Raw genomic sequence first — 21,900 nt, forward strand, 5'->3', positions numbered from 1 at the left:
CTACCTTGACAGGGTAGAGGTCGCTGGTTCGAGCCCAGTCAGAATCATACCGAAATCGTTCCTTTTCGAAGGGACGATTTTTTTTTGCGTTAAAAAAACTATTCCCGAAATCAATCAGGAATAGTTGGAAGGGAGGTAAATTGTTTTATTGAATTTCGAGGTGAAGATCGCCACGCTTCGTCCACCCTGCGACGGTCGTCAATCGATAGAAGACGAGCGTCAAGACGCCAGGTAGAACGACACCAGTCAAGAAGAAGACGAGGAACGCCTGAGGACCTTGGTTGACGAAAATATTGAGTGGGGCAATCATCGAATTTAATCCAAGTCCTGCGAGTTCGTACGGTACTTTCAAAGAGAGAAGAAGCGTCGCGACAGGAGCTGAAATCATCGCTGCGAGAAACGGTGCAACGACAAGACGTGGATTTTTAACGATATTCGGGAATTGTACTTTAGGTGTTACAAAGAATGAAGCAATCAAACCACCTGGATCCGTCTGACGGTATGCCATCAACGTGAAGCCGACGAATTGAGCGGAACAGCCAATCAGTGCAGCGGCACTTGCTACAGGATCAAGTTGCAAAGCGATAGCGAGTGCAGCGGACGAAGCAGGAGACATCAATAAGACACTAAAGATGAGTGCGATGACAAGAGAAGTTGCGATTGGAGATGATTCAACGGATGCTGTGATCATGGCACTGAATTTTGTAAGGAGTGGTGTCGTGACGGCAGCAGCACCGATTCCAGTCACGCCGCCAGCAAGGACAGCACTCATCGGGATCACCATCATGTCAAATTTCGTTTTTCCAGTCATGCGTTTTCCGACGTATACAGCGACAGCAGCTGCGAGTAACGCACTGATTGGCTGACCGGGTACAAGAACGAGTCCAGAAGCAGTCGATTGAAGAGCGGCACCACCAATCGTCGCTGCGATCATCGCGCTGAACAGGACAAGTGTGTTTCCTCCGAGCTGAAAGGCAATACCGGCACCAAGCGCAGGGGCGAGTAGTACTTTTGCGACACCACCAATCGTCAGTAGCATTTGGATATGTAGAAGATTTCCGAGCGTCTCAATCAGGAGTCCGACACCGAGTGTTACAAGAACGGCATTTGCCATTCCAGCTGATACTTTTACCATTCGATCCATCGCATATTCTTTCAACGTTGTCATCCTCTCTATCTATCTCTATTTTTTGCCATGAAAAAAGCCTATCCGTTTTTGGGATAGGCGCCACTCATTCTGTGCGGGCGCCTCATTCGATGCATCGAAAGAAGGGCCCAAAAATCATTTCCGTTTCATCATCGGAAAAGTTTTCAGTCCCTCATGCATAGAATAATCAGTCGGCCGACTTGGTTAAATGGCTGTTGCGTCGGAATCATTCGATCGTGCCCCTCTCTGTGAATTTTTCTAAGCCTAACATGCTCTTGATTAATAATCAATATTTTCTGACAATTTATTTTTTCCTGAAATCTGACAGGAATTCACGGTATCATCGGGAAATCCTAATGTACCAACAATGGAGGCGTTTACATGAAAGTGATGCTTTTTACAGATATTCATGGTAATGCATCAGCATTACGTGCAGTATTGTCCTATCTTGATCAACAACCAGAGATCGATGCCGTCTATTGTCTCGGTGATCTTGTCGGCATTGGACCAGAGCATAATGAAGTCATTGATCTATTGAAGCAACGACCAGATATTCAAACGATTTCTGGGAATCATGATGAATGTGTCCTTGCTTTAATCCATGGGGAGAACTATCCCGATAGTTACCGCCATGCGAAAGAGCACCATCAATGGATTGCGGATACGTTGACGCAAGAAAATCAAAAGTATTTGGAACGTTTACCGCGTGTCTTAAATATCATGCATCAGGAACAAACGATGCACCTGACGCACTATGCTTATGCCGACCAGACGAAGAAGATTGGTGAAGAGCCGTTAAAGCAAGCGGTGGATGGAACGAAAGAAAACTTATCCGTCCTGTTTGCTGGAAGTGAGGCGCGGATCATTGGTTTCGGTCACCATCATCCAGCGCAACAAGTCGAGACAGAGCAAACGCTCTTTATTAATCCAGGTGCACTTGGATGTCAGGAAACAGCTATTGCTCCAGTAGCAATCATCGATTGGGAGAAGGGCCAAGTCCGTTCAGAAATCCTGAAGCTTTCATATGATGATCGACCATTTTTAGACGTTCTCAAAACGACGGAGATGCCGGAACGTGAGTTGATGCGCCGACTCTTCTTCGGTAGTAGGACATGAAAAAACCTTCATGAGTAGTTCATGAAGGAATTCAATCAAGACGACAATTTTGTCATGATTGAGATAAGACAAACGACAATCAGTAACACGATACCGATGTTTCGTTTCAATGGATGGCGTGACCAGTAAAAGAATAGCGCAAGGACAGGGGCCACAAAAAAGGCAACGATGAGACTGATTAATGTTGCAAGAAATAATACAAACATCCAAAGCTTGCTCGTTATCCGGTATACCTGCCACATGTCGTAAAGCGACATGAGTGTATAGGCGAGTAACACGAAGATGATTCCGGTCGATAAACTCAAAGTGATCATCACTCCATTCTCTATTTAGTATAAGGGAGGGAGCGAGAATGACTACACGACTTGAAGTAAAAAACGTGACGAATCGATGAACGTGCGATTATACGCTGTAACGAAAGAGAAAGGGGAAAGCACCAATGTCAAATATTTATCGTCGTTTTTTTCTGTTTCCGGATATTTTGATGATGCTCGTATTACTGATTGCGGTCAGTAGTTATGTCCTTGCTCAGCCGTTTCATTGGACGACTATATTATTCTTTTGTCTTGGACTGATCGTATTTAGCTTCAGTGAATACTTGACGCATCGTTTTTTGTTTCATTTACCACCGCCTAAAAATGTGCTTGGACGAAAATTGTTGAAACGACTTCATTACGATCATCATGCGCATCCGAATGAACTGCATCTGTTGTTTTTACCGGTCTGGTATTCCTTGCCGAATCTTGGTTTCTTTGCTGCTCTGACCTATTTTCTGACGCAATCTGTCGTTTCGACAGCGGCAGCCGCGAGTGGATTGATCGTCATGCTGCTTGTGTATGAATGGAAACATTACGTGGCACACGTTCCGTTGAAACCGAGAACACGCTTTGGAAAATGGATGAAAAGAACGCATCTATTACATCATTTCAAAAATGAACACTACTGGTTTGGTGTGTCAAATCCGGTGGGAGATTGGTTGTTTGGCACACTGAAGGATGAAAAAACAGTTACTTCTAGTCAAACGGCACGGAATTTAGAAAAGAATCGAGAATATGAAAAACCGCCGATCCACTGACCGGCGGTTTTTTGATTCATAAAATACGTAGCATGGCACGACGAATCGTATCGAGCTCAAGTGGATGCGCAATCGATGGCCATTCGGCAATCAATGCGATATACGTCCGGAAAATCAGAAAGGCTGTGACATCGACTGGTACGTCACGATCATCTTGTCCAAGGCGAGTCTCAAGGAGCGTTTTAAGATATTCGACGACATGTCGTTCAATACGTGTCCGTAATTCTTGCATTTCTTGTAATTTAAGATTACGTGTTTCTTCGATGATTTGAAGAATGAACAAATGTTGTTGCTGATGATATACGATAGCATCGATCATTGCTTGCTTATTTTCTTCTACCGTCGCATGTTCGACGTAAGCGCGTTCTGCTTCTTCTTTCATCTCTTGCAGCACACGGGTTACGAGCGATTCGAACAAATTGAGTTTACTTTCAAACAGTTGGTAGACGGTCGGTTTCCCGACATGAGCGCGTCGAGCGACACGCTCGATCGTCGTACCTTTATAACCGAGTTCAGAAAAGCAAGCCATCGCTGAGTCTAGTATCAGTATTTCTTTATCAGACTGTGTCATGTTGTTTTCGTCTCACTTTCGTTGAGAGTAAAATCCGCTTGGCTCCGAGCCCTCCAACGAAGCTGATGAGCAACGCGACGACTAGGATGGTCGCGAGGACTTGACTGTTTGAGATGAGGGTGTCCGTCACACCAAGTCCAAGGGCTTCACGGAATCCACCGACTGAATACGTCATTGGTAAGAAGGCGTGAATCGCTTGGAAGAAGCTTGGCGTCATCTCGACTGGGAACGTACCGCCACTACCACCGATTTGAAGCAGAAGTAGTAGGAAGGCAAGGAATTGTCCGACGCGACCGAGTAGCATCGCGAGCGTGAACAGAATCGTGATGAACGTCATACCTGTTAAGGCGGCGAATCCGTAGAGTGCAGGAACGCTCGCGACATCAGAATCGAGAACATAGACGATGGCCGTAGCCGCTGCGACACCTTGTAATGCGCCGATCGGTAAGATGAGTGATAATTTACCGACAAGGAAGCGCCATGTCAGACTCTCACCATGTTCTGGACGAATCTGGTAGACAGACGAGAACATCAAGGCACCTGCGAATAAGGCGATACTAAGGATGTAAGCTGATAAACCAGAACCGTAGTTGTTGACCGTCGAATAGTCATGTTCTTTTAAGACGACAGGTTCTGCGAGCATATTGTCCCGCTCTTTCGTTGGCTTGACAGTGGCGTCTTTAGCTCCTTTGCTAAGCTCGTCCTTCAACGTTTTAGCCCCATCTTCAAGTTTCGTATTGGCATCCGCGATTTTTGAAGCCCCATCGGTCGTTTTACCGATACCGTCTGTAATCGTAGTTGAACCAGATGCCAATTGACCTAACCCGTTAGTTAACGCGCTAGCTCCTGTTTGGAGTTGGTGTGTGCCATCTGAAAGTTGATTAGCTCCGTCAGCCAGTTGTGTACCGCCTGTTGCCGCTTTATGCACGCCTGCAGTATATTGACCGAGTTTTTCATTGAATGTCTTTTGTCCGCTTGCTAATTGTTGTGCGCCAGATTCGACTTGCTTCGCACCGTCGACGAGTTTTACTTGACCTGCGTTCAGTTGCGATACGGCGGACTCGACTTGCTTACCGCCAGCAGCAAGTTGACCGATTTTTTTCGTCGCTTCGGTTGCTTGAGCAAGACTTTGATCGATTGCCCCTTCTTGCGCAGCGAGGCTTTTAATATTTTCTTCTAACGTTCCAATTGTTCCAAGTAACGTTTGTTTCTCCTCATCTGATAATTGATCAGAAGCGGAAATAACTTGTTTTAGTTGAGCGGCATTTGCTTCAAGCGCTTCTCGACGCGCACGTAGATCTTGTTTAGATTGTGCAGCATCTTGATTCAATTGATTTAATAATACATTAGCTGCCTGAGCTTTCTCGTCCAGTTGATTTAATCCGTCCGTCAACTGAGGAATTTTTTCGTTGAGCTGAGCCGTACCCGCAGCCAGTTGCTCTGCCCCTTGACGGACTTGTGTCGAGCCACCGCTGAGTTTTGTTGCTCCGTCTTCTAGTTGCGCGGCACCGGCTTGCAACTTACCACCATTTTCGTCTAGCGTGTTCAACCCAGAAGACAACTCACCCGTTTTTTGAGCGAAGAGAGCAGTTTTTTCGTCGAGTGTCGTGACACCGTCACTGAGTTTTTTTGAACCTTGATTTGCTTCCCCGAGCTTTTCAGATAGTGTCAGACTGCCATCCGCAAGTTTTCCGAGGTTCGTAGCCAGTGTTTTAGCACCATCCGCTGTTTTGTGGTTGCCATCTTCTAGTTTAGAAGAACCGTCCGATGCCTTTTCCATACCGTTTGCAATTTTCTTTAACGCACCGAAGATCGCACTACTGTATTGTTTTGTCACGGATTTACGGATCTTTTCGTTTAATTGTTTGGCAGCCGTACTCGAAATTTGTGTGCCCGAGTAGTTTTTGGCTGGGTTCAAGTAATATTCCAACTCAATCTTTTTTGGATGATCATCGAGTAGTGTCGTTGCATTTTTAGAGAAATTCTTCGGGATGACAACCGTCATGTAGACTTTTCCGTCGCGTAGTTCTTTTTCGGCTTTGTCCTGAGACAAGAACTGCCAATCAAAATCATCATTTTTTTTGAGTTTGTCGACGAACTGATCCCCGATGTCGACTTTTTCTCCTTTAAACTTCGTTGCTTTGTCTTCGTTGACGATAGCAACCTTAATATCTTCTGTACGACCGTATGGGTCCCAGAATGCAGATAAGAAGATGGAGTTGTAGAGAAACGGTACGAGGATGAGGGCGAGAATGACGACGATCATCATCGGACTCTTCAATTTCTTCCATTCTGAGCGAAACATAAATACAAATCCCCTTTCTAAAACTCAAAACTAGTTTGAGTTTTAGGTTTTGATGAGGTTTACTTTACTCTCTTCATTAAAAAAAAGCAATCGATAATCTTGATTTCACATAAAAAAGACGACTCGCAGGGAGTCGTCTCGAAAAAAGCGAGTTAAGGGAGCAAAAGTAGTTTTCCTGTGCTGCGTCGGCTTTCCAAAAAGTCATGTGCTGCTTTGCCATCAGATAATCTGAATGTTGTAGGCGAAGACAGGGTGAGATGGTCGGATAGAATCCAATCAAACAGTTCACCCGATCTACGGATGCGTTCTTCAGAAGATGTTAATACGTTCCAAAGATCACCACCCGTCAATGTTTTGGACGTATCCATCAAAAAGCGGGGATCAACAGGTGCAGGATCACCGCCTGCCATACCGTAGAAGACAACTGTTCCATGGACTTTCGTGACATGGAAACTATCCATTAAGGTAGAACCGATAGACTCATAAACGACATCGACCCCTTTACCAGAAGTTTGCGCGAGTACGTGCTCGACCCAGTTCTCTGAATATAAATAGACAGATTCACAGCCAGCAGTTTTAGCGATCCGTGCTTTCTCAGGAGAAGACGTCAATCCAATCGGAGTTGCCCCAAGCAAGCGAATGAGCTGTGTCAACAACTGCCCAACGCCACCGGCAGCGGCATGCACTAAGACGACATCTCCCGGTTGGACATGATAGCTATCTCGAGTTAAATAATGCGCTGTTAACCCTTGTAATAAGACAGAAGCTGCTGTTTCGTATGAGATACCATCAGGAAGCGGAATCAATTTATCAACGGGTGCTGCGACGTACTCAGCATTCGCAAGCGGGACATCCGCAAAAGCAACTCGTTGACCTACGTGGAACGTTGAAACATCAGCACCGATTGCGGTGATGACTCCTGCACCTTCATACCCTAAAATATAGGGAGGCTGTCCTTCTAAATGATAGTTTCCTTTTCGGCGATAGATGTCTGCAAAATTCAAACCGATCGCTTTCATTTCAATCAGAACTTCCTGTTCAGTAATTGTTGGCGTTGGCACGTCTTCGAAGCGTAATACATCAGAACCTCCAAATTCGTGGAAAGTTAATGCCTTCATCTCAACACATCCTTCTTTTAAATCTGCTTTTAGTATAAGGCAGAACATCTGAAAATGATGGACAGATGCGTTACACTAGAAAAAAAGAGGAAAGAAGGGACGTTATGAAACGTGTCTTAATGGGAGGAATTCGTTTTTATCAGAAAGTCATCTCTCCCATGAAGCCAGCCACATGTCGATTTTATCCAACATGCTCCCATTACGGGATGGAGGCGATTGAACGTCATGGTGCAGTAAAAGGGAGTTATTTGACGACGCGTCGATTGTTACGGTGCCAACCGTTTCATCCAGGTGGTCTCGATTTCGTTCCAGAACCTGATCAATTTAGTTGGAAAGCACCGCTGCAACGGGAAAATCCGCGGGAGAAGGCGGAAGAAACGAAGGAGTAAGTCATGTGAAGGTTCTCTTTTGTTTAATGAAGTAAGAACAAATAAAGGGACGTATGTTACCGGAAATTACCGATAACATACGTCCCTTTTTGTTCTATTTACAGACGATCATAGTTTACCCGTTAAAAACTGTGCTTCGCCAAGACCGAAGCTCCAGTCGGCTGCATCATTTTCGACGATCGACACCATCAAATCAGTCGGTGCGAGTCCGCAGTTTGCTTGTAAGCGTTCGGCGAGTAAGTGGTAGAGACGTTGTTTTTTCTCTTCCGTCCGCGTTTTACTCGTTACACTAATAAGAACGATATCTTTACTCCGTTCAAATCCAAGTCCTGTATCTTGAATGACCATCTCATGTGCTTTATGCGTATGCACGATTTGATAACGATCGCGCTCCGGCACATCAAATGCTTCGACCATCGCATCGTGTGCGGTGTCGAGTAACGTTTTCAACTCTTCTTCTGAACGTCCTTCAATGACGTCGAATCGTAATAACGGCATGTGAAATCACTCCTTAACAAAAGTATGTAGAGTAGGGGGAAAACCCTACTCATATATTACTCGAAGAATGGTTTGTATTGACGACGATCGTGCATGACAGACAACCATTGGACAGTCGAGAATTCTTCAAGTACCCACTCACCGTTGAAGCGACCGAGTCCTGAATCTTTTTCACCACCAAATGGCATATGTGGCTCATCGTTGACCGATTGATCGTTGATGTGAATCATACCTGTCTCGACTTCAAGCGCAAAGGCAGTCGCGCGTTCAATAGAAGAACCATGGACAGCGCCACTCAATCCGTATGGAAGTGAGTTCGCGATTTCGAGTGCCTCTTCATCCGTATCGAACGGGATGATGACAGCAACCGGTCCGAAGATTTCATTTTTAGCGAGTGGCATATCATTCGTAACACCAGTGACGACAGTAGGTGCGATGACGTTATCTTTTGCTTCGCCGCCGACACGAACGGTTGCACCCGCAGCTTTTGTTTTCTCGAGATCTTCAAGAATTCGTTCAACTTGTGATTGGTTGATGAGCGGTCCGACTTGTGTCCGCTCATGTGATGGATCACCGTATTGTAGCTCTTTTACACGAGCAACGTATTTCTCGACGAATTCATCATGAATCGAAGAAGCGACGAGAATTCGGTTCGTCGACATACAAATTTGACCTTGGTGATAGAACTTGCTGTAGACAGCAGATTCGACCGCGCGATCGAGATCAGCATCATCAAGTACGACGAAGACGTTGTTTCCGCCAAGTTCAAGCGCTGTTTTCTTTAGATGTTTACCAGCAAGTTCACCGATATGACGACCTACTTCAGTTGATCCTGTGAATGAAATCAAACGTGGTACAGGATGTTCGACGATAGCATCACCGATTTCTGAACCGCGACCGACGATGACATTCAAGACACCTTTTGGCAATCCAGCTTTTTCAAACAGACTAGCAAAAATCAATCCGCCTGAAACAGGTGTGTCCGTAGCTGGTTTGACAACGACTGCGTTCCCGATGGCAATAGCAGTAGCGATCGACCGTACAGCTAAGTGGAACGGGAAGTTCCATGGACTGATGACACCGATGACGCCAAGTGCTTTACGGTAGATCCGGTTTTCTTTACCTGGTACGACCGATGGACGAATTTCACCGTGCATCCGAAGTGGGAATGTCGCAGCTTCCTTGACGATCAAGACAGAAGCAAGGAATTCGCCTTCCGCTTTAATACGTGTACTTCCTGACTCTTTAATCAACCATTCGATGATCGTTTCTTTCTCCTCGTACAAGACTTTCAAGAAGTTTTCGATCAAGCCTTGGCGTTTTAAGGCAGGAACTTTCGCCCAGTCTTTTTGAGCGACTTGAGCCGCTTCATATGCGTCATCTAAATCTTGTTGATTCGCTGCAGAGATTGTAAAGAGCTCTTCACCCGTGAAAGGATTCGTGTTCGTCATGTTGCTGTCACTTGCGCCTGTGCGCCACTGACCGTCAATATAAATTTTCGTGAAATCTGTATGCAATGTAGCTTCGTTTTGTTGAGCCATATCATTTCATCTCCCATTCGTTTTCATAACAATTAAGTTATTCACGTTATGAAAAGAAGTAAAACACATCCGTGCACTTCGACCAAACATATTGCTCAAAGTCAGTCAGTCAGATGGGTTTTAAAGCGCTTTAAATCAGGAAATCAATCAGTATAGTGCTATAAAAAGGAGGAATTTTATTTTGAAGAAGCTGAAAGTCCTGTCTCGAGAAATCAATTGGTGGTGGCCATTGTTATATGGTCTCATTGGGATTGGTTTGACGGGAATCGTGACGTGGTTAGATGTGTATATATCAGACTGGTTTCCAAAAGAGTGGCAAACGACACTTGGCTTAGCGCAGACAATCCATAGTTCGGTCTTTACCGGACTGCTCGCCATGATGACATTCACGTTCTCGACCATCCTGGTTGTATTGACGACCTATTCATCACAATTCTCACCTCGGACATTGCCTAATTTCATCGAGAATCGACAGGTGCAACACATCTTTGGCATATTCATTGGAGCGGTCAGTTACTCGATGACGATGCTCTTTTTCCTTCGTCCGGCTTTGAAGACGAGTGTCGTCGCTTCAACAGTAGCGGTTCTCGTCGTGTTGATATCGATCGTGGCATTCGTCGCATTCATTCATATCGTCAGCCAGTCGATTCGCGTGACGACATTACTGGATCGATTACACGAAGAAGGGAACGAATTATTGAAACGGCAAGTCGAACATCTAGAATCGGGAGAACAAAAGATTACTGAAAGAAAGATGACGACAAATTATCCACATCTTATTCAGGCAACTCGAACCGGATATATTCAAGCAGTCGATTATGATGCTTTTGATCAGAAAGACCGCGTGTATATTGATCGAACGGTCGGCTCATTCGTAACAGAGGGAGAAGCCATCGGACGGGCGACTTGCCGGGATATCAATGAAAGTATCTTAATTGGACCGACGAAATCTTCAGAACAGGATTTTGCATTTGTTCTTGAAAAATTAAGTGAAGTTGCTTTACGTGCGATTTCTCCAGGAATCAATGATCCGAATACAGCGAGACATGCGGTTCGGATCATTGGTGACTTAATGCGACAGTATGCCGTAATACCAGATGGTGTACTAGTTGTTGGAAAGGACCAGCAACATATCGTCGTCAGGGAAACCTACCAACAATTGTTGTACACGACGTTTTATCAACTCCGACATTACGGAGCAGAGGATATTTCAGTTCTCGCGACGATGCTCGAGTCGCTTGGAACGATGAAGCGACAAGCCTTACCTGCTCACTATGAAACGATTCAACGATTCATTCCATACATCTGTTCGGAAGTACATTTTGAAACAATGAACGACTGGGATCGTGATTTTTTACAAAATCAAATCCATCGGGCGTTGAATGAAACTTTTGTCTCCCCTTCGACGTAAAAAGGGCAAGAGAATCAAAAGAAGGGAGGAATAGAAAGTGACAATCTTGTTATGGAGTCTGATCGTCGTCTGTTTTCTAGTCGCTTTTGCAGGTCTCGTGTATCCGATCATCCCAAGTGCGCCGATTTTAGTAGTTGGTTTTTTGATTTATGGATTCGGATTCGGGTTCTCTGAACTATCGATTAGTTTTTGGGTGATTCAAGCGATTTTCATCATTCTCTTATTTACGCTCGATTATCTCGTCAGCGCCTACACCGTCGATCGACGAGGAGGCTCACAAGCGGCTAAGATTGCAACGACAGTCGGATTGATTGCGGGACCGTTTATTTTGCCAGGTATCGGATTATTAATTTTCCCGTTTGTCTTTGCCATCTTGACGGAAAAAATCATTAGTAAAAAAACATGGCAAACCTCGGTTTCAGTTGGGATCGGAACAGTCCTTGGTATCTTATCAAGTGCCTTATTAAAGGGAATCGCGATGTTACTCATGATCGTAATCTTTATTCTCTATGTCGTCTGACGGTCTGAAATGATGTCTTCAAGTACACATTTTATGAAAGTTCCGTTATAGTATGAATATGAAAAAGTAGGGAAGCTTTGAAAGTCTGAAGCTTCTTTTTGCTGTAAACCACCAGATGCCTCGGCATCTGGCTTTATATTAATGGAGGTGAATCCCCTTTCTTCGGGGAAACGATTGGACAGTACACACTCAATGGAGACATTCGACACGACGACGATCATCATTCGGCTACTCGTCATTGCACTACTCATCGTCTTAACCGCTTTTTTTGTAGCTGCCGAATTTTCGGTCGTCAAAATGCGAATGTCTCGAATCGATCAGTTGATTACAGAAGGAAGCAAGACTGCGAAAGTGGCGAAGAGGCTACTTGAGAATTTGGATTATTATTTATCGGCCTGTCAACTTGGAATTACCGTGACAGCGCTTGGTCTCGGGTGGTTAGGAGAATCAACGGTAGGTGCGATTCTCGGTATGTTGTTCGAAGAGATTGACATTCCGAACTCCGTCTCGACGATCATTTCGTTCGTTCTTGCATTCTCGATTGTAACGTTTCTTCATGTCGTGCTTGGAGAACTTGCTCCAAAATCTTTAGCGATTCAAAAAACGGAAGCGATCACGATGTTACTCGCGCCACCACTATATTGGTTCGGTAAAATCATGAAACCTTTCATCTGGACATTGAACGGTTCAGCACGAATCATTCTTCGGTTGTTTGGCGTCGAGCCAGCGGGACACGAAGAAGTCCATTCTGAAGAAGAGATTAAAATCATCATGACACAGAGTTATAAGAGTGGAGAAATCAACCAGACTGAGCTTTCCTACATGCAGAACATCTTCTCGTTCGATGAGCGGATCGCGAAAGACATCATGTTACCGCGGACGGACTTAATCACGATTTCGAACGATGCATCGATGGAGGACATCATTCGCCTCGTTGAAGAGTATCAGTTCACACGTTACCCAGTAGCGGAAGAAGGAGATAAGGATAAAATCCTTGGCTTCATCAATGCGAAACAATTATTTACGGATCATATGGCGAATAAAGGAAAAGCATTAAGCTATTACATCCACAACTTGCCGATTGTATCCGAATATTCGCCGCTTCAAGATGCCATGCTGAAAATGCAGGTGGAACGGACACCGATGGCACTCGTCATCGATGAATACGGTGGTACGGCTGGTGTCATCACGATGGAAGACATCTTGGAAGAAATCGTCGGAGAAATCCGAGATGAATTCGATAAAGATGAGAAAGCAGATATCGAACAAATTCATGAGCGATTATACCGCATCTCAGGCCGTGTCTTGATTGATGACCTAAATGAACGCTTTAACTTAGGAATCGAAGAAGAAGACATCGATACGATTGGTGGCTGGGTCATGGCACAGGATACGGAAGTGTCGAGTGGTCAAGAATTCCGCTATCAGGAATACACGATCAAAGTCATGGAAGTCGATAATCATCAAGTGAAATCGATTTATCTTCAATTGCCTGATCAAGAAGAAACTGCAACAGAAGAGATTGGATAAGAAATAGAATGTGCAAGACGATGAACTTCGAGTTCATCGTCTTTTTTTGTCTACTTAAAAAATGATTAGCTAAGGTGATAGACACATCTTGTGTTTATCTCCCTCAGTGACGGGTATTACTGTCTATGTGGCAAAAAAAGCATTTTTTAATTCAACAGGAAAAGGGGTTTTCTATCATGTCAAACGTCATTCTTACTTCACGTGCATCTGCAGTCGGTGGTCGCGACGGGAAAGTCGCTTCAGACGATAACGTCATTAATCTCGATTTAGTCATGCCAGGAACAAAAGGCAAAGAAGACATTCCGACATCAAACCCGGAACAGTTATTCGCAGCAGGATATGCCGCTTGTTTTGATGGTGCCTATAACTTAATGGCGCGCCAAGCAAAAAAACGAGTCGAGACGCGGACGAATTCAGAAGTCAGCCTCTTACAGGATGAAGCGGATAACGGTGTAAAAATTGCAGCGAAACTCGTCGTCGAGGTCGTTGGCGTATCACAGGAAGAAGCCGAAGACTTACTAGAGAAGACACACAATTTCTGCCCGTACTCAAAAGCGACACGTGGCAACATTGATGTTGATCTTTCTGTTAAAGTCGTCGATTCACTATAAGCATAATCGACGAATCATAAGGAGGGTTTTCCATGGCACCGAAAGAAACCGATCGTCCAAATGAAGAGTTTGAAGATGAACGGGATCGTCTGTCGGATAAAGAACGGAAACTGACAGAGGAGCAACAAAAGGAAATCCTAAAAGGAAAAGACGAAATGCCAGATGATACGGTTTCTCCACGAGATCGCGGAGAAGATCCGATTTAAATCAAACAACTTGGGGGATGAATCACATGTCTAAAAAAGTAGCAGTCGTACTCGCCGATCATTTTGAAGATGTAGAATTCACAGGACCGGTTGATGCATTAAAAGAAGCAGGGCACGAGATCACTGTCATTGGTGCTAAAAAAGGTGCAGAACTCGTCGGCAAACAGGAAGAGGCAAAAGTAAATGTTGATCTCTCGATTGATGAGACTTCAGCAGCAGACTACGATGCTCTCCTGATTCCAGGCGGATTTTCACCAGATTTACTCCGAGAAGACGAGCGTTTCGTCTCATTCGTCGAAGAATTCGATATGTCGAAAAAACCGATTTTCTCAATCTGCCATGGACCACAATTGATGATTAATGCAAAAATCGTCAAAGGGAGAAAAATGACAGGTTACAAATCAATTCGAATTGATTTGGAAAATGCTGGTGTGGACTTTGCAGATGAAGAAGTCGTCGTCGACGATAATTTCGTCTCAAGTCGTCAACCAGATGATATTCCTGCATTCAACCGGGAAATCGTTGCAAAACTTGGCTAATGGTATAGAACAAAAATCAGCACTGCGATAACGCAGTGTTGATTTTTTTTAGGGGTTTTCTGGATAATCACAGAGTTCCGTAATGACGCCGTGTGAATGACGAGGATTCATATAAATTAGTCGTCGTCCGAACGGCGTCGTTCGATACGTATCTTCTAAAAATGTTAAGCCTCGTTGTTTTGCTTCTTCAATCGCCTGATCTAAATTCTCTACACGATAAGCAATATGGTGGACACCTTTCCCGCGTTGTTTTAAAAAACGTGCGATTGGACTATCCGGACTTGTTGGCGTTAACAACTCGATGTGCGCATCATCGAACTCGATGACCGCAATATTGGAAGCGACACCTGGCGCAGGATTCGAGTACTCTTTTGTTAAGGTTCCTCCAAGTACGTTTGTATAAAATGAAATGGCTTCCTGCATGTCGCGAACGGCAATTCCAGTGTGGTCTAATTTCATATGATATCCTCCTTCTGTTCGCTTCAGTTTCCCAAAAACACTCCAAAGTTGCAACGATGAGTTACCTTCCAAATGTTTCTATTACATAGAAGAGGAAAGATTTATTTAAATTGAAATATCACTGAAATATTATGGAAGAGGAATGAATGCTATAATCAAAAACGTTCTTATAAAAAAGAAAAAAGATTACAGAATTTAAATTTAACTTAAATATTCTACGATAAATCATAAAACATACACTACAGAAAAAGAGGGAATACTACATGAAAAAAACGTTCGCGTCGCTCATCGTTTCCGCACTGGTTCTTTCATCAGCACCTCATTTTGCAGCAGCAGACGATTTAAGTGAACAGAAAGCCAAAAACGAACAACAGCAACAAGACAATGCTAAAAAGCAAAAAAACTTAGAGTCTTCTGTTAATCAAGAAGGTCAAAAAATCTCTAAAACACAGCAAGAAGTCAATCGACTAGACGAAGCGTTGAACGAAAAAATCTTTGCTGTCGAAACAAAAGATCGTCAAATCAAAGCAACAGAACGTGAAATCGTTGAGCTTGGAAAAGAAATCGAGAAATATAAAGCGAAACTAAAACGCCAAGAAAAACTACTCGGTGATCGTCTTCGTGTCATGCAAGAGAATGATGGAAACTCAATTAAATGGGAAGAAGTCATCTTTGGCGCTAAAAACGTTGGTGACCTCGTAAGCCGTGTCATGGCAGGGAAATCCATTTCAAAACAAGATGATAAAATGATCACGGATTACCAAAATACGCAAAAACAATTAGCGGATGCGCAACAAAAAGTAAAAGAAAAGAAAGCGCAGTTGGTCGTTGAGAAAAAAGAATTAAAACGTCAACAAGCGGATCTTGAATCACAATTAAAAGAGCGGAACAAACGCTTAAAAGAACTACGTAAGAAAAAAGAAAAGTTCGAAACACAATTGATGGATGCAAAAGAAGTCCAGCAAATTTTGATCGCTCAAGAAAAAGCGATTGCAGCTGAAAAAGCAGCGCGTGAACGAGAAGCTCGAATCGAAAAAGAGCGTCAAGCTCAAGCGGCACGTGAAGCAAAAGCACGAGCAGAAGCTGAAGCAGCTCAAGCAGCAGCTCAGAAAGAAGCGGAACAACAAGCAGCTAAAGAAGCGGCAGCTCAGCAAGCAGCACAAGAGAAGGCAGCGCAATCAGCAAAACCTTCTGGTTCGTCGAAACAATCGGCACCAAAACCATCTACACCAGCACCAACTGCGCCAGCACCGTCAGCTCCTGCGACACCTAAACCGTCACCATCATCAGGCGGACTCTTCATTCATCCAACTGCTGGTGCTGTGACACAAGGGTATGGTTCTGCAGGCGGAGAAAACGGTTATACGTTCCATAACGGGATTGACTTCGGTGGTCCAGTTGGCACGCCGATCGTTGCAGCTGCAACTGGTACAGTCATTACAGCATCAGGTGGCGGACCTTACGGAAATCACATCATGATTGCTCACCAATTGAACGGGAAGACATATACGACAGTCTATGCACATATGAGTTCATTGAACGCTAGTGCAGGTCAACGCGTCAGCCAAGGTCAACAAATCGGTACACGTGGTAGCACAGGAAACTCAACAGGTCCACACTTGCACTTCGAAATTCACGTTGGTGGATACAGCTACAGTGCAACAGGTCCAGCTAACTCAGTAAATCCAATGACTATGTTTTAAACAGTTAAGAATCGTTGCATATGCAACGGTTCTTTTTTTTATATTTGATAAGAAATATATATATTACAAAAAAACGTTTTCACTTGAAATGTAAATGAAATTTTTTTGAAACGATTAGGGTGCTATAATCTATTTCAGATATGAGAGAAACTTGAATACTATAATAAAAAATGAAAATACATAAGTGAGGAAAACGATATATGCTAAAAAAACTAATTTCTACCATTGTTTTAGGGGCATTACTTACAACAGGTACACAACCGATCGCGGCAGCAACGATTAAAGAAAAAAAGGCTGAAAATGCCGCTGAACAACGTAAATTAGAAAAAGCGATTAAAAAGCAAGAAGCTAAAATTTCAAAAGAACAACGTCAAATCAATCGAATCGACGCAGCGATTAACGAAAAGATTTTCCAAGTTTCCGAAAAAAATAAACAAATTAAACAGTTAAGCAATCGAATCGATGAGTTAAAGGCAGACATTGTTCGTTACGAGGAGATGCTACAGAAGCAGGAAGAACTACTCGGTGATCGTTTACGTGTTTTCCAAGAAAACGATGGAAATTCGATTAAGTGGGAAGAAGTCATTTTTGGATCAAAGGATTTAGGTGATTTATTCAGCCGTGTCATGGCGGGTAAAAAGATTGCTGAACAAGATGATAAAATGATTTCAGATTACATCGCGACACAACAAAAATTAGCAGAAGCAAAGCAAGCACTTGTTGAGAAAAAAGCGGAGCAAATGCAAGAAAAGAAAGTATTGCTTGAACAAAAAAAAGCGTTAAAAGTTCAAATGAAAGAGCGTAGTGCTACACTCAAAAAATTACGAAAAGGGAAGACGAAGTTTACGACAGAACTGTTAGACGCAAAAGAACTGCAAGCGACTCTCGAAGCGCAAGAACGTGCGATTGCGGCAGCGAAGGCAGCGGCTAAAGCAGCGGCTGAAAAAGCAGCAGCAGAGAAAGCGGCAGCTGAAAAAGCTGCTAAAGCAAGTGCTCAAGCAGCAAAACAAGCCAATAAGAATACAGAATCAACAAGTTCAGATACAACACCAATCGCTTCAGGTGGTGGGAAATTTGTCCGACCATCTTCTGGTGGGGTATCACAAGGGTTCGGACCAGCTAGTGGAGCAAACGGTTATACATTCCATAATGGCGTCGATTTCAAAGGTCCCGTCGGATCTCCGATCGTCGCAGCAGCAGCCGGAACCGTCATTACAGCATCAGGTGGTGGACCTTACGGAAACCACGTCATGATTTCGCATTTCTTGGATGGAAAAGTCTATACGACGGTTTACGCTCATATGAGCTCATTATCTGTTCATGCAGGACAAACGGTCTCTCAAGGTCAGCAAGTCGGAACACTTGGTAGTACAGGAAATTCAACAGGACCACACTTACATTTCGAACTACATGTCGGAGGTTATCAATATAGTGCTTCTTCTCCTCTGAATGCAGTGAATCCATTGGCATATCTGTAATCAAAAAACGGGCTTCGGCTCGTTTTTTTTTTGCTGCTGTGCTACAGTTAAGGCGAAACGAATACTTGAGCAACTAGGGGAGCTGGAGGAATCCGGCTGAGAGGAAAACCAATCTGTTTTCGACCCTATTACCTGAACTGGATAATACCAGCGTAGGAAAGTTGAGCCGAACGGATACCGGAATGCGTGTATAACGCTTTCGTATAGCGTCGACTGCTTTTTTACAGCGGTCGACGCTTTTTTGTCGGTCACGACTCCCTTATATTGCTCGATGGGAAGGTGAAAAGAATATGAAACATGTACTGACGATTGCGGGATCCGACTCCGGTGGTGGAGCTGGGATTCAAGCAGATTTAAAAACATTTTCAGCTTTAGGCGTTTATGGAATGAGCGTCCTGACAGCTGTCACGGCGCAAAATACGTTGGGTGTTCAAGCGGTGGAAGAGTTATCTCCAGAAATCGTAGATGCCCAGTTAACGTCGATTTTTTCAGACATTCGTGTCGATGCGATCAAAATCGGAATGGTCTCGAATGCGCAGACGATTCGTGTCATTGCTACACATCTCCGCAAACAGACAGTTCCGATCATATTAGATCCCGTCATGGTCGCTAAAGGCGGTCATGCCCTATTACGGACGGAGGCTGAACAAGCATTGATTTCGGAGCTTTTACCGCTTGCGACACTCGTCACACCAAATTTACCGGAAGCGGAGCGTTTAACAGGACGATCGGTCACCAATCTAGATGAAATGCGACTGGCGATGCATCAATTAGCTACACAGACAGGGGCAGTATTACTAAAAGGTGGACATCTCTCAGGAGCTGCGACGGATTTGTTGTTTGATGGGGAAGTAGAACACCGCTTCACATCGGAACGGTTAGACAATCAACATACTCATGGAACTGGTTGTACCTTATCTGCGGCGATTGCGGCGCGGATGGCGCTTGGAGAAGATTTGACAGATAGTGTAAGACAAGCAAAGAGCTATGTCACGGAGGCGATTCGTCATGGATTTGCTCTCGGACAAGGTATTGGACCGACACATCATTTTCATTCACTTTGGAGGGATACACATGTTTACGACCATTCTTGAACACAAACCACTCATTCACCATCTGACGAACACGGTAACGATCAACGACTGCGCAAACGTCACACTCGCTGTTGGAGCATCACCCGTCATGGCGGAAGACATTCGCGAAGTAGAAGAGATGGTTAGACTCGCGCAAGCCCTTGTCTTAAACATTGGTACGATCGATGCAGACATGCAAGCAGCTCAACGACTTGCAGCCCGTGAAGCGGGACGTTTGAATGTCCCGATCGTTCTTGATCCAGTTGGAGCAGGGGCAACGACATTACGTACTGCCTTTTCTAAAGAACTCATTGATCTCGGGTGTACGGTCATCAAAGGAAATACTTCTGAAATCAAGACGTTACTTGGGGAAGACGGACGAACTAAGGGAGTCGATGCTGCGGGAGATGCAATGATGGATCGAGAAAGTATTCGTGCATTCGCTCGCAAACACAAATCTGTCCTCGTCGTGACAGGTCCGAACGACTATATCACGGATGGAACGCGCGAAATGGAATTACATGTAGGAACACCTCGTCTAGGAGACATCACGGGTACGGGCTGTATGACGGCTTCCTTGATTGCGAGCTTCCTCGGCGCAGGATATACGGCGTTTGAGGCGGCTGTTCACGGAACATTCGTCATGGGAAAAGCAGGAGAACAAGCAGTCTCTGCGCAAGGTCTTGGTGATTTTAAACGAGAATTGTTCAATGCGATCAGCCTCATGACGGAGCAAGAACTGGTGGAGGTGACAGAACGTGTCAATTGATTACTCCATCTATGCAGTGACGGATCGTCGGTACCATCCTGGCGTCGCGATCGAGACGATCGTTGAGGAAGCTGTTTTAGGTGGTGCGACGATCGTGCAACTACGAGAAAAAACCGCACAAGGAAAGGAATTCTACGATCAGGCAGTTCGGTTGAAGAGACTGACGGATCGACACGACATTCCTTTGATCATCAATGACCGGATCGATATCGCGTTACTCGTCGGAGCTGGTTTGCATATCGGACAAGAAGACATTCCTTTAACCGCAGCACGTCGCCTTTTACCAGATGCTGTAATTGGTGTGTCGGTAGCCACTGTTGCACAAGCGATTGAAGCAGAACGAGACGGAGCCTCTTATTTAGGCGTGGGATCTCTATTTGCGACGTCATCCAAAGCGGACGCTGATTCCATGTCGCATACGATGCTTCAGGCGATTCGGGAAGCCGTACGATTACCTCTAATCGGTATTGGTGGAATCACAGCAACAAATGTCTCCACCCTTCCCATCCCGCTAGAAGGGTACGCCGTCATTTCAGAAATTTTCGCTAAAGAAGATCGGCAACTCGCTGCGCAGCAAATGACAGATGCTGTGCGAGAATGGCATCAATCACTTTAGAACAGGGTATAATCCGTTCAGAGGTGATTGTATTGAAATGGCAGACGATCCGTTTTCGCGGCTATTGGATTCGATATCGGTTAGAACCACAAATCATTCGAGTCGATAATCAGGGGATCTACCATCTAGGAAAAGTCTTATTTCCGCGTCCTAATCGTATATCTTATGAGATGGCCCTTTTATTGAAAGAAAAGTATGAAAGACGCTACAAACGTCCGTTGTATATTAAAACGAGCTCGATTGCGACGGAAATTTGGGGACATACTCATTTAGACATCTATTACCGGGTACTTCTTCGTCTACCGATTCCGACTCGGCTACGACAGCGCTATTCGAACCGATTAGAGAGTACGAAAATCATTGATATCGGCGTACGCGCTGTCGATCAAAATCGAATCGTCTGGGATATCGGAGATTATGTTGGAGGATGGTTCGTATTTTGGCTCATTCGTAGGCGCATGCGCTAAACTTGCAATGTTCTGTTTTCCCATGGTGCAATATAGGTAAAAACGAGGTGACGGACATGGATATTCCCCGTTGTGAAACGATTGCGATTGACGAACAACGTGCGTCTGAAATCGGACAAGTCGTGGATACGATCCCAACACTTGAAATCGGAAAGCTATTTAAGATTCTTTCGGATGCGACACGACTGCGAATCGTTTATGCGTTGACGATTGAAGAAGAACTATGCGTTTGTGATGTCTCAGCCTCTGTCGACTGTTCGATTGCGACGGCGTCTCACCATCTTCGGTCTTTGTTGAAACAAGGACTCGTCAAGTTCCGAAAAGAAGGCAAAGTCGTCTATTATTCCCTGGATGATCATCATGTCTCATCGCTTGTGAATATGGCTATGGAACATGTGCATGAGGGAAAAGCAGTACGTGAATGATTCTTTAGAATAACGAAAAGCGTAGCTATTGCTGCGCTTTTTTTGTTCATCTCGGATCGTTTTCCTAGGACAAGCATCGACCTCGTCCTGTCAATCAAGATGACGCCTCTATAATCTGAAGAGGCTGACTCGAAAAAAGAATAACTCATCTTTTCAGACCCTTTCCTCAGGCGAGACACAAGCTGGCTTTCTTGCTTCATTCCAGCAGAAAAGCGGGTCTCGTTCGTCTCTGATAGCGCAAAATCGCGCTTGTTCCTGTAGAAGTGGCGTGTGACGCGTCATTCTTTTTGTTACGAGATAAGGGTGGCAGAATGATGATCTGCCACCCTTATC

At 44.5% G+C, this 21,900-nt stretch carries 24 protein-coding genes and 1 riboswitch; of the genes, 16 read left to right on the forward strand and 8 right to left on the reverse strand.

Going from position 1 to position 21,900, the window contains the following annotated elements:
* Positions 1 to 145: 145 nt before the first annotated feature.
* Positions 146 to 1,168 (reverse strand): PTS transporter subunit IIC, encoded by a 1,023-nt coding sequence (locus F8N00_RS06045; protein WP_029340800.1) that lies wholly within the window; start codon positions 1,166 to 1,168, stop codon positions 146 to 148.
* Positions 1,169 to 1,528: 360 nt separating this feature from the next.
* Here F8N00_RS06045 and F8N00_RS06050 point away from each other — a divergent pair, with 360 nt between their 5' ends.
* The gene (locus F8N00_RS06050; RefSeq protein ID WP_023467157.1) at positions 1,529 to 2,263 is read left to right on the forward strand and encodes a metallophosphoesterase family protein; all 735 of its coding nucleotides are present in this window, start codon (positions 1,529 to 1,531) and stop codon (positions 2,261 to 2,263) included.
* A gap of 35 nt (positions 2,264 to 2,298) precedes the next feature.
* On the opposite strand, the gene F8N00_RS06055 is transcribed toward F8N00_RS06050, so the two are convergent.
* Positions 2,299 to 2,577 carry a hypothetical protein gene (locus F8N00_RS06055; RefSeq protein ID WP_023467158.1) on the reverse strand — a complete coding sequence of 93 codons (279 nt, stop codon included), beginning with the start codon at positions 2,575 to 2,577 and terminating at the stop codon, positions 2,299 to 2,301.
* Between the two features lie 125 nt (positions 2,578 to 2,702).
* On the opposite strand from F8N00_RS06055, the gene F8N00_RS06060 reads away from it, so the two are divergent.
* The gene (locus F8N00_RS06060; protein ID WP_023467160.1) at positions 2,703 to 3,338 is read left to right on the forward strand and encodes a sterol desaturase family protein; all 636 of its coding nucleotides are present in this window, start codon (positions 2,703 to 2,705) and stop codon (positions 3,336 to 3,338) included.
* A gap of 16 nt (positions 3,339 to 3,354) precedes the next feature.
* Here the strand turns inward: F8N00_RS06060 and F8N00_RS06065 are convergent, their stop codons facing one another.
* The 3 genes from F8N00_RS06065 to F8N00_RS06075 all read right to left on the reverse strand — a co-directional run bounded on the left by F8N00_RS06065 (position 3,355) and on the right by F8N00_RS06075 (position 7,332).
* On the reverse strand, positions 3,355 to 3,909 hold the full coding sequence (locus tag F8N00_RS06065; RefSeq protein ID WP_035398890.1) for a TetR/AcrR family transcriptional regulator: 555 nt from the start codon (positions 3,907 to 3,909) through the stop codon (positions 3,355 to 3,357).
* Positions 3,896 to 6,214 carry a YhgE/Pip domain-containing protein gene (locus tag F8N00_RS06070; protein ID WP_035398888.1) on the reverse strand — a complete coding sequence of 773 codons (2,319 nt, stop codon included), beginning with the start codon at positions 6,212 to 6,214 and terminating at the stop codon, positions 3,896 to 3,898. The genes F8N00_RS06065 and F8N00_RS06070 overlap by 14 nt, the downstream gene beginning before the upstream one ends.
* 152 nt (positions 6,215 to 6,366) lie before the next feature.
* Positions 6,367 to 7,332, reverse strand: coding sequence for a quinone oxidoreductase family protein (locus tag F8N00_RS06075; RefSeq protein WP_421017921.1), 966 nt, complete (start codon positions 7,330 to 7,332; stop codon positions 6,367 to 6,369).
* 104 nt (positions 7,333 to 7,436) lie between these two features.
* On the opposite strand from F8N00_RS06075, the gene yidD reads away from it, so the two are divergent.
* Positions 7,437 to 7,721, forward strand: coding sequence for a membrane protein insertion efficiency factor YidD (gene yidD / locus F8N00_RS06080; RefSeq protein ID WP_023467166.1), 285 nt, complete (start codon positions 7,437 to 7,439; stop codon positions 7,719 to 7,721).
* A gap of 108 nt (positions 7,722 to 7,829) precedes the next feature.
* Here yidD and F8N00_RS06085 read toward each other — a convergent pair whose 3' ends face one another.
* Positions 7,830 to 8,219 (reverse strand): tautomerase family protein, encoded by a 390-nt coding sequence (locus F8N00_RS06085; protein WP_035398885.1) that lies wholly within the window; start codon positions 8,217 to 8,219, stop codon positions 7,830 to 7,832.
* 56 nt (positions 8,220 to 8,275) lie between these two features.
* Positions 8,276 to 9,760 carry an aldehyde dehydrogenase family protein gene (locus F8N00_RS06090; RefSeq protein ID WP_081637438.1) on the reverse strand — a complete coding sequence of 495 codons (1,485 nt, stop codon included), beginning with the start codon at positions 9,758 to 9,760 and terminating at the stop codon, positions 8,276 to 8,278.
* Positions 9,761 to 9,941: 181 nt separating this feature from the next.
* Here F8N00_RS06090 and F8N00_RS06095 point away from each other — a divergent pair, with 181 nt between their 5' ends.
* From F8N00_RS06095 to F8N00_RS06120, 6 genes are all read left to right on the forward strand, one after another.
* Complete coding sequence (locus tag F8N00_RS06095) at positions 9,942 to 11,171, forward strand: DUF2254 domain-containing protein (protein ID WP_058265741.1); 1,230 nt, start codon at positions 9,942 to 9,944, stop codon at positions 11,169 to 11,171.
* A 37-nt stretch (positions 11,172 to 11,208) separates the two neighbouring features.
* Entirely contained in the window at positions 11,209 to 11,691 is a 483-nt protein-coding gene (locus F8N00_RS06100; RefSeq protein WP_023467174.1) for a DUF456 domain-containing protein, read from the forward strand.
* Between the two features lie 192 nt (positions 11,692 to 11,883).
* On the forward strand, positions 11,884 to 13,221 hold the full coding sequence (locus F8N00_RS06105; protein ID WP_023467176.1) for a hemolysin family protein: 1,338 nt from the start codon (positions 11,884 to 11,886) through the stop codon (positions 13,219 to 13,221).
* 176 nt (positions 13,222 to 13,397) lie between these two features.
* Complete coding sequence (locus tag F8N00_RS06110; protein WP_023467178.1) at positions 13,398 to 13,832, forward strand: organic hydroperoxide resistance protein; 435 nt, start codon at positions 13,398 to 13,400, stop codon at positions 13,830 to 13,832.
* Positions 13,833 to 13,864: 32 nt separating this feature from the next.
* Positions 13,865 to 14,038, forward strand: coding sequence for a hypothetical protein (locus tag F8N00_RS06115; RefSeq protein ID WP_023467179.1), 174 nt, complete (start codon positions 13,865 to 13,867; stop codon positions 14,036 to 14,038).
* Positions 14,039 to 14,064: 26 nt separating this feature from the next.
* Positions 14,065 to 14,577, forward strand: coding sequence for a type 1 glutamine amidotransferase domain-containing protein (locus F8N00_RS06120; RefSeq protein WP_029340809.1), 513 nt, complete (start codon positions 14,065 to 14,067; stop codon positions 14,575 to 14,577).
* 48 nt (positions 14,578 to 14,625) lie between these two features.
* Here the strand turns inward: F8N00_RS06120 and mce are convergent, their stop codons facing one another.
* Positions 14,626 to 15,036 (reverse strand): methylmalonyl-CoA epimerase, encoded by a 411-nt coding sequence (gene mce / locus F8N00_RS06125; RefSeq protein WP_023467183.1) that lies wholly within the window; start codon positions 15,034 to 15,036, stop codon positions 14,626 to 14,628.
* A 263-nt stretch (positions 15,037 to 15,299) separates the two neighbouring features.
* Between mce and F8N00_RS06130 the strand changes: the two genes are divergently transcribed.
* The 7 genes from F8N00_RS06130 (at position 15,300) to F8N00_RS06160 (ending at position 21,567) form a co-directional block, all read left to right on the forward strand.
* Complete coding sequence (locus tag F8N00_RS06130; RefSeq protein ID WP_421017922.1) at positions 15,300 to 16,739, forward strand: murein hydrolase activator EnvC family protein; 1,440 nt, start codon at positions 15,300 to 15,302, stop codon at positions 16,737 to 16,739.
* 200 nt (positions 16,740 to 16,939) lie between these two features.
* The gene (locus tag F8N00_RS06135) at positions 16,940 to 18,217 is read left to right on the forward strand and encodes a murein hydrolase activator EnvC family protein (RefSeq protein ID WP_421017923.1); all 1,278 of its coding nucleotides are present in this window, start codon (positions 16,940 to 16,942) and stop codon (positions 18,215 to 18,217) included.
* A gap of 65 nt (positions 18,218 to 18,282) precedes the next feature.
* Positions 18,283 to 18,393: riboswitch (TPP riboswitch) on the forward strand.
* Positions 18,394 to 18,507: 114 nt separating this feature from the next.
* Positions 18,508 to 19,311, forward strand: a complete 804-nt coding sequence (gene thiD / locus F8N00_RS06140) for a bifunctional hydroxymethylpyrimidine kinase/phosphomethylpyrimidine kinase (protein ID WP_023467188.1) — start codon at positions 18,508 to 18,510, stop codon at positions 19,309 to 19,311.
* Positions 19,292 to 20,059 (forward strand): hydroxyethylthiazole kinase, encoded by a 768-nt coding sequence (gene thiM / locus F8N00_RS06145; protein WP_075642963.1) that lies wholly within the window; start codon positions 19,292 to 19,294, stop codon positions 20,057 to 20,059. Before thiD ends, thiM begins: the two co-directional genes overlap by 20 nt.
* Positions 20,049 to 20,675 carry a thiamine phosphate synthase gene (gene thiE / locus F8N00_RS06150; RefSeq protein ID WP_421017924.1) on the forward strand — a complete coding sequence of 209 codons (627 nt, stop codon included), beginning with the start codon at positions 20,049 to 20,051 and terminating at the stop codon, positions 20,673 to 20,675. The genes thiM and thiE overlap by 11 nt, the downstream gene beginning before the upstream one ends.
* 32 nt (positions 20,676 to 20,707) lie before the next feature.
* Positions 20,708 to 21,142, forward strand: coding sequence for a hypothetical protein (locus tag F8N00_RS06155; RefSeq protein ID WP_035398846.1), 435 nt, complete (start codon positions 20,708 to 20,710; stop codon positions 21,140 to 21,142).
* Between the two features lie 56 nt (positions 21,143 to 21,198).
* A complete protein-coding gene (locus tag F8N00_RS06160; RefSeq protein ID WP_421017925.1) occupies positions 21,199 to 21,567 on the forward strand; it encodes an ArsR/SmtB family transcription factor in 369 nt (122 codons plus the stop codon).
* The last annotated feature ends 333 nt before the right edge of the window (positions 21,568 to 21,900 follow it).

This window comes from Exiguobacterium sp. A1_3_1 (assembly GCF_048985645.1).
GTDB lineage: Bacteria > Bacillota > Bacilli > Exiguobacteriales > Exiguobacteriaceae > Exiguobacterium_A > Exiguobacterium_A indicum.

What these genes read in the sequence shown, in the direction of transcription:
- F8N00_RS06075 (WP_421017921.1), bottom strand. Translation starts at nt 7,332, where the DNA reads ATGAAGGCATTAACTTTCCACGAATTTGGAGGTTCTGATGTATTACGC.
- thiD (WP_023467188.1), top strand. Translation starts at nt 18,508, where the DNA reads ATGAAACATGTACTGACGATTGCGGGATCCGACTCCGGTGGTGGAGCT.
- F8N00_RS06135 (WP_421017923.1), top strand. Translation starts at nt 16,940, where the DNA reads ATGCTAAAAAAACTAATTTCTACCATTGTTTTAGGGGCATTACTTACA.
- F8N00_RS06085 (WP_035398885.1), bottom strand. Translation starts at nt 8,219, where the DNA reads ATGCCGTTATTACGATTCGACGTCATTGAAGGACGTTCAGAAGAAGAG.
- mce (WP_023467183.1), bottom strand. Translation starts at nt 15,036, where the DNA reads ATGAAATTAGACCACACTGGAATTGCCGTTCGCGACATGCAGGAAGCC.
- F8N00_RS06105 (WP_023467176.1), top strand. Translation starts at nt 11,884, where the DNA reads ATGGAGACATTCGACACGACGACGATCATCATTCGGCTACTCGTCATT.
- F8N00_RS06055 (WP_023467158.1), bottom strand. Translation starts at nt 2,577, where the DNA reads ATGATCACTTTGAGTTTATCGACCGGAATCATCTTCGTGTTACTCGCC.
- F8N00_RS06070 (WP_035398888.1), bottom strand. Translation starts at nt 6,214, where the DNA reads ATGTTTCGCTCAGAATGGAAGAAATTGAAGAGTCCGATGATGATCGTC.
- F8N00_RS06065 (WP_035398890.1), bottom strand. Translation starts at nt 3,909, where the DNA reads ATGACACAGTCTGATAAAGAAATACTGATACTAGACTCAGCGATGGCT.
- F8N00_RS06120 (WP_029340809.1), top strand. Translation starts at nt 14,065, where the DNA reads ATGTCTAAAAAAGTAGCAGTCGTACTCGCCGATCATTTTGAAGATGTA.
- yidD (WP_023467166.1), top strand. Translation starts at nt 7,437, where the DNA reads ATGAAACGTGTCTTAATGGGAGGAATTCGTTTTTATCAGAAAGTCATC.
- F8N00_RS06050 (WP_023467157.1), top strand. Translation starts at nt 1,529, where the DNA reads ATGAAAGTGATGCTTTTTACAGATATTCATGGTAATGCATCAGCATTA.
- F8N00_RS06060 (WP_023467160.1), top strand. Translation starts at nt 2,703, where the DNA reads ATGTCAAATATTTATCGTCGTTTTTTTCTGTTTCCGGATATTTTGATG.
- F8N00_RS06115 (WP_023467179.1), top strand. Translation starts at nt 13,865, where the DNA reads ATGGCACCGAAAGAAACCGATCGTCCAAATGAAGAGTTTGAAGATGAA.
- F8N00_RS06090 (WP_081637438.1), bottom strand. Translation starts at nt 9,760, where the DNA reads ATGGCTCAACAAAACGAAGCTACATTGCATACAGATTTCACGAAAATT.
- F8N00_RS06045 (WP_029340800.1), bottom strand. Translation starts at nt 1,168, where the DNA reads ATGACAACGTTGAAAGAATATGCGATGGATCGAATGGTAAAAGTATCA.
- thiM (WP_075642963.1), top strand. Translation starts at nt 19,292, where the DNA reads ATGTTTACGACCATTCTTGAACACAAACCACTCATTCACCATCTGACG.
- F8N00_RS06160 (WP_421017925.1), top strand. Translation starts at nt 21,199, where the DNA reads ATGGATATTCCCCGTTGTGAAACGATTGCGATTGACGAACAACGTGCG.
- F8N00_RS06110 (WP_023467178.1), top strand. Translation starts at nt 13,398, where the DNA reads ATGTCAAACGTCATTCTTACTTCACGTGCATCTGCAGTCGGTGGTCGC.
- F8N00_RS06130 (WP_421017922.1), top strand. Translation starts at nt 15,300, where the DNA reads ATGAAAAAAACGTTCGCGTCGCTCATCGTTTCCGCACTGGTTCTTTCA.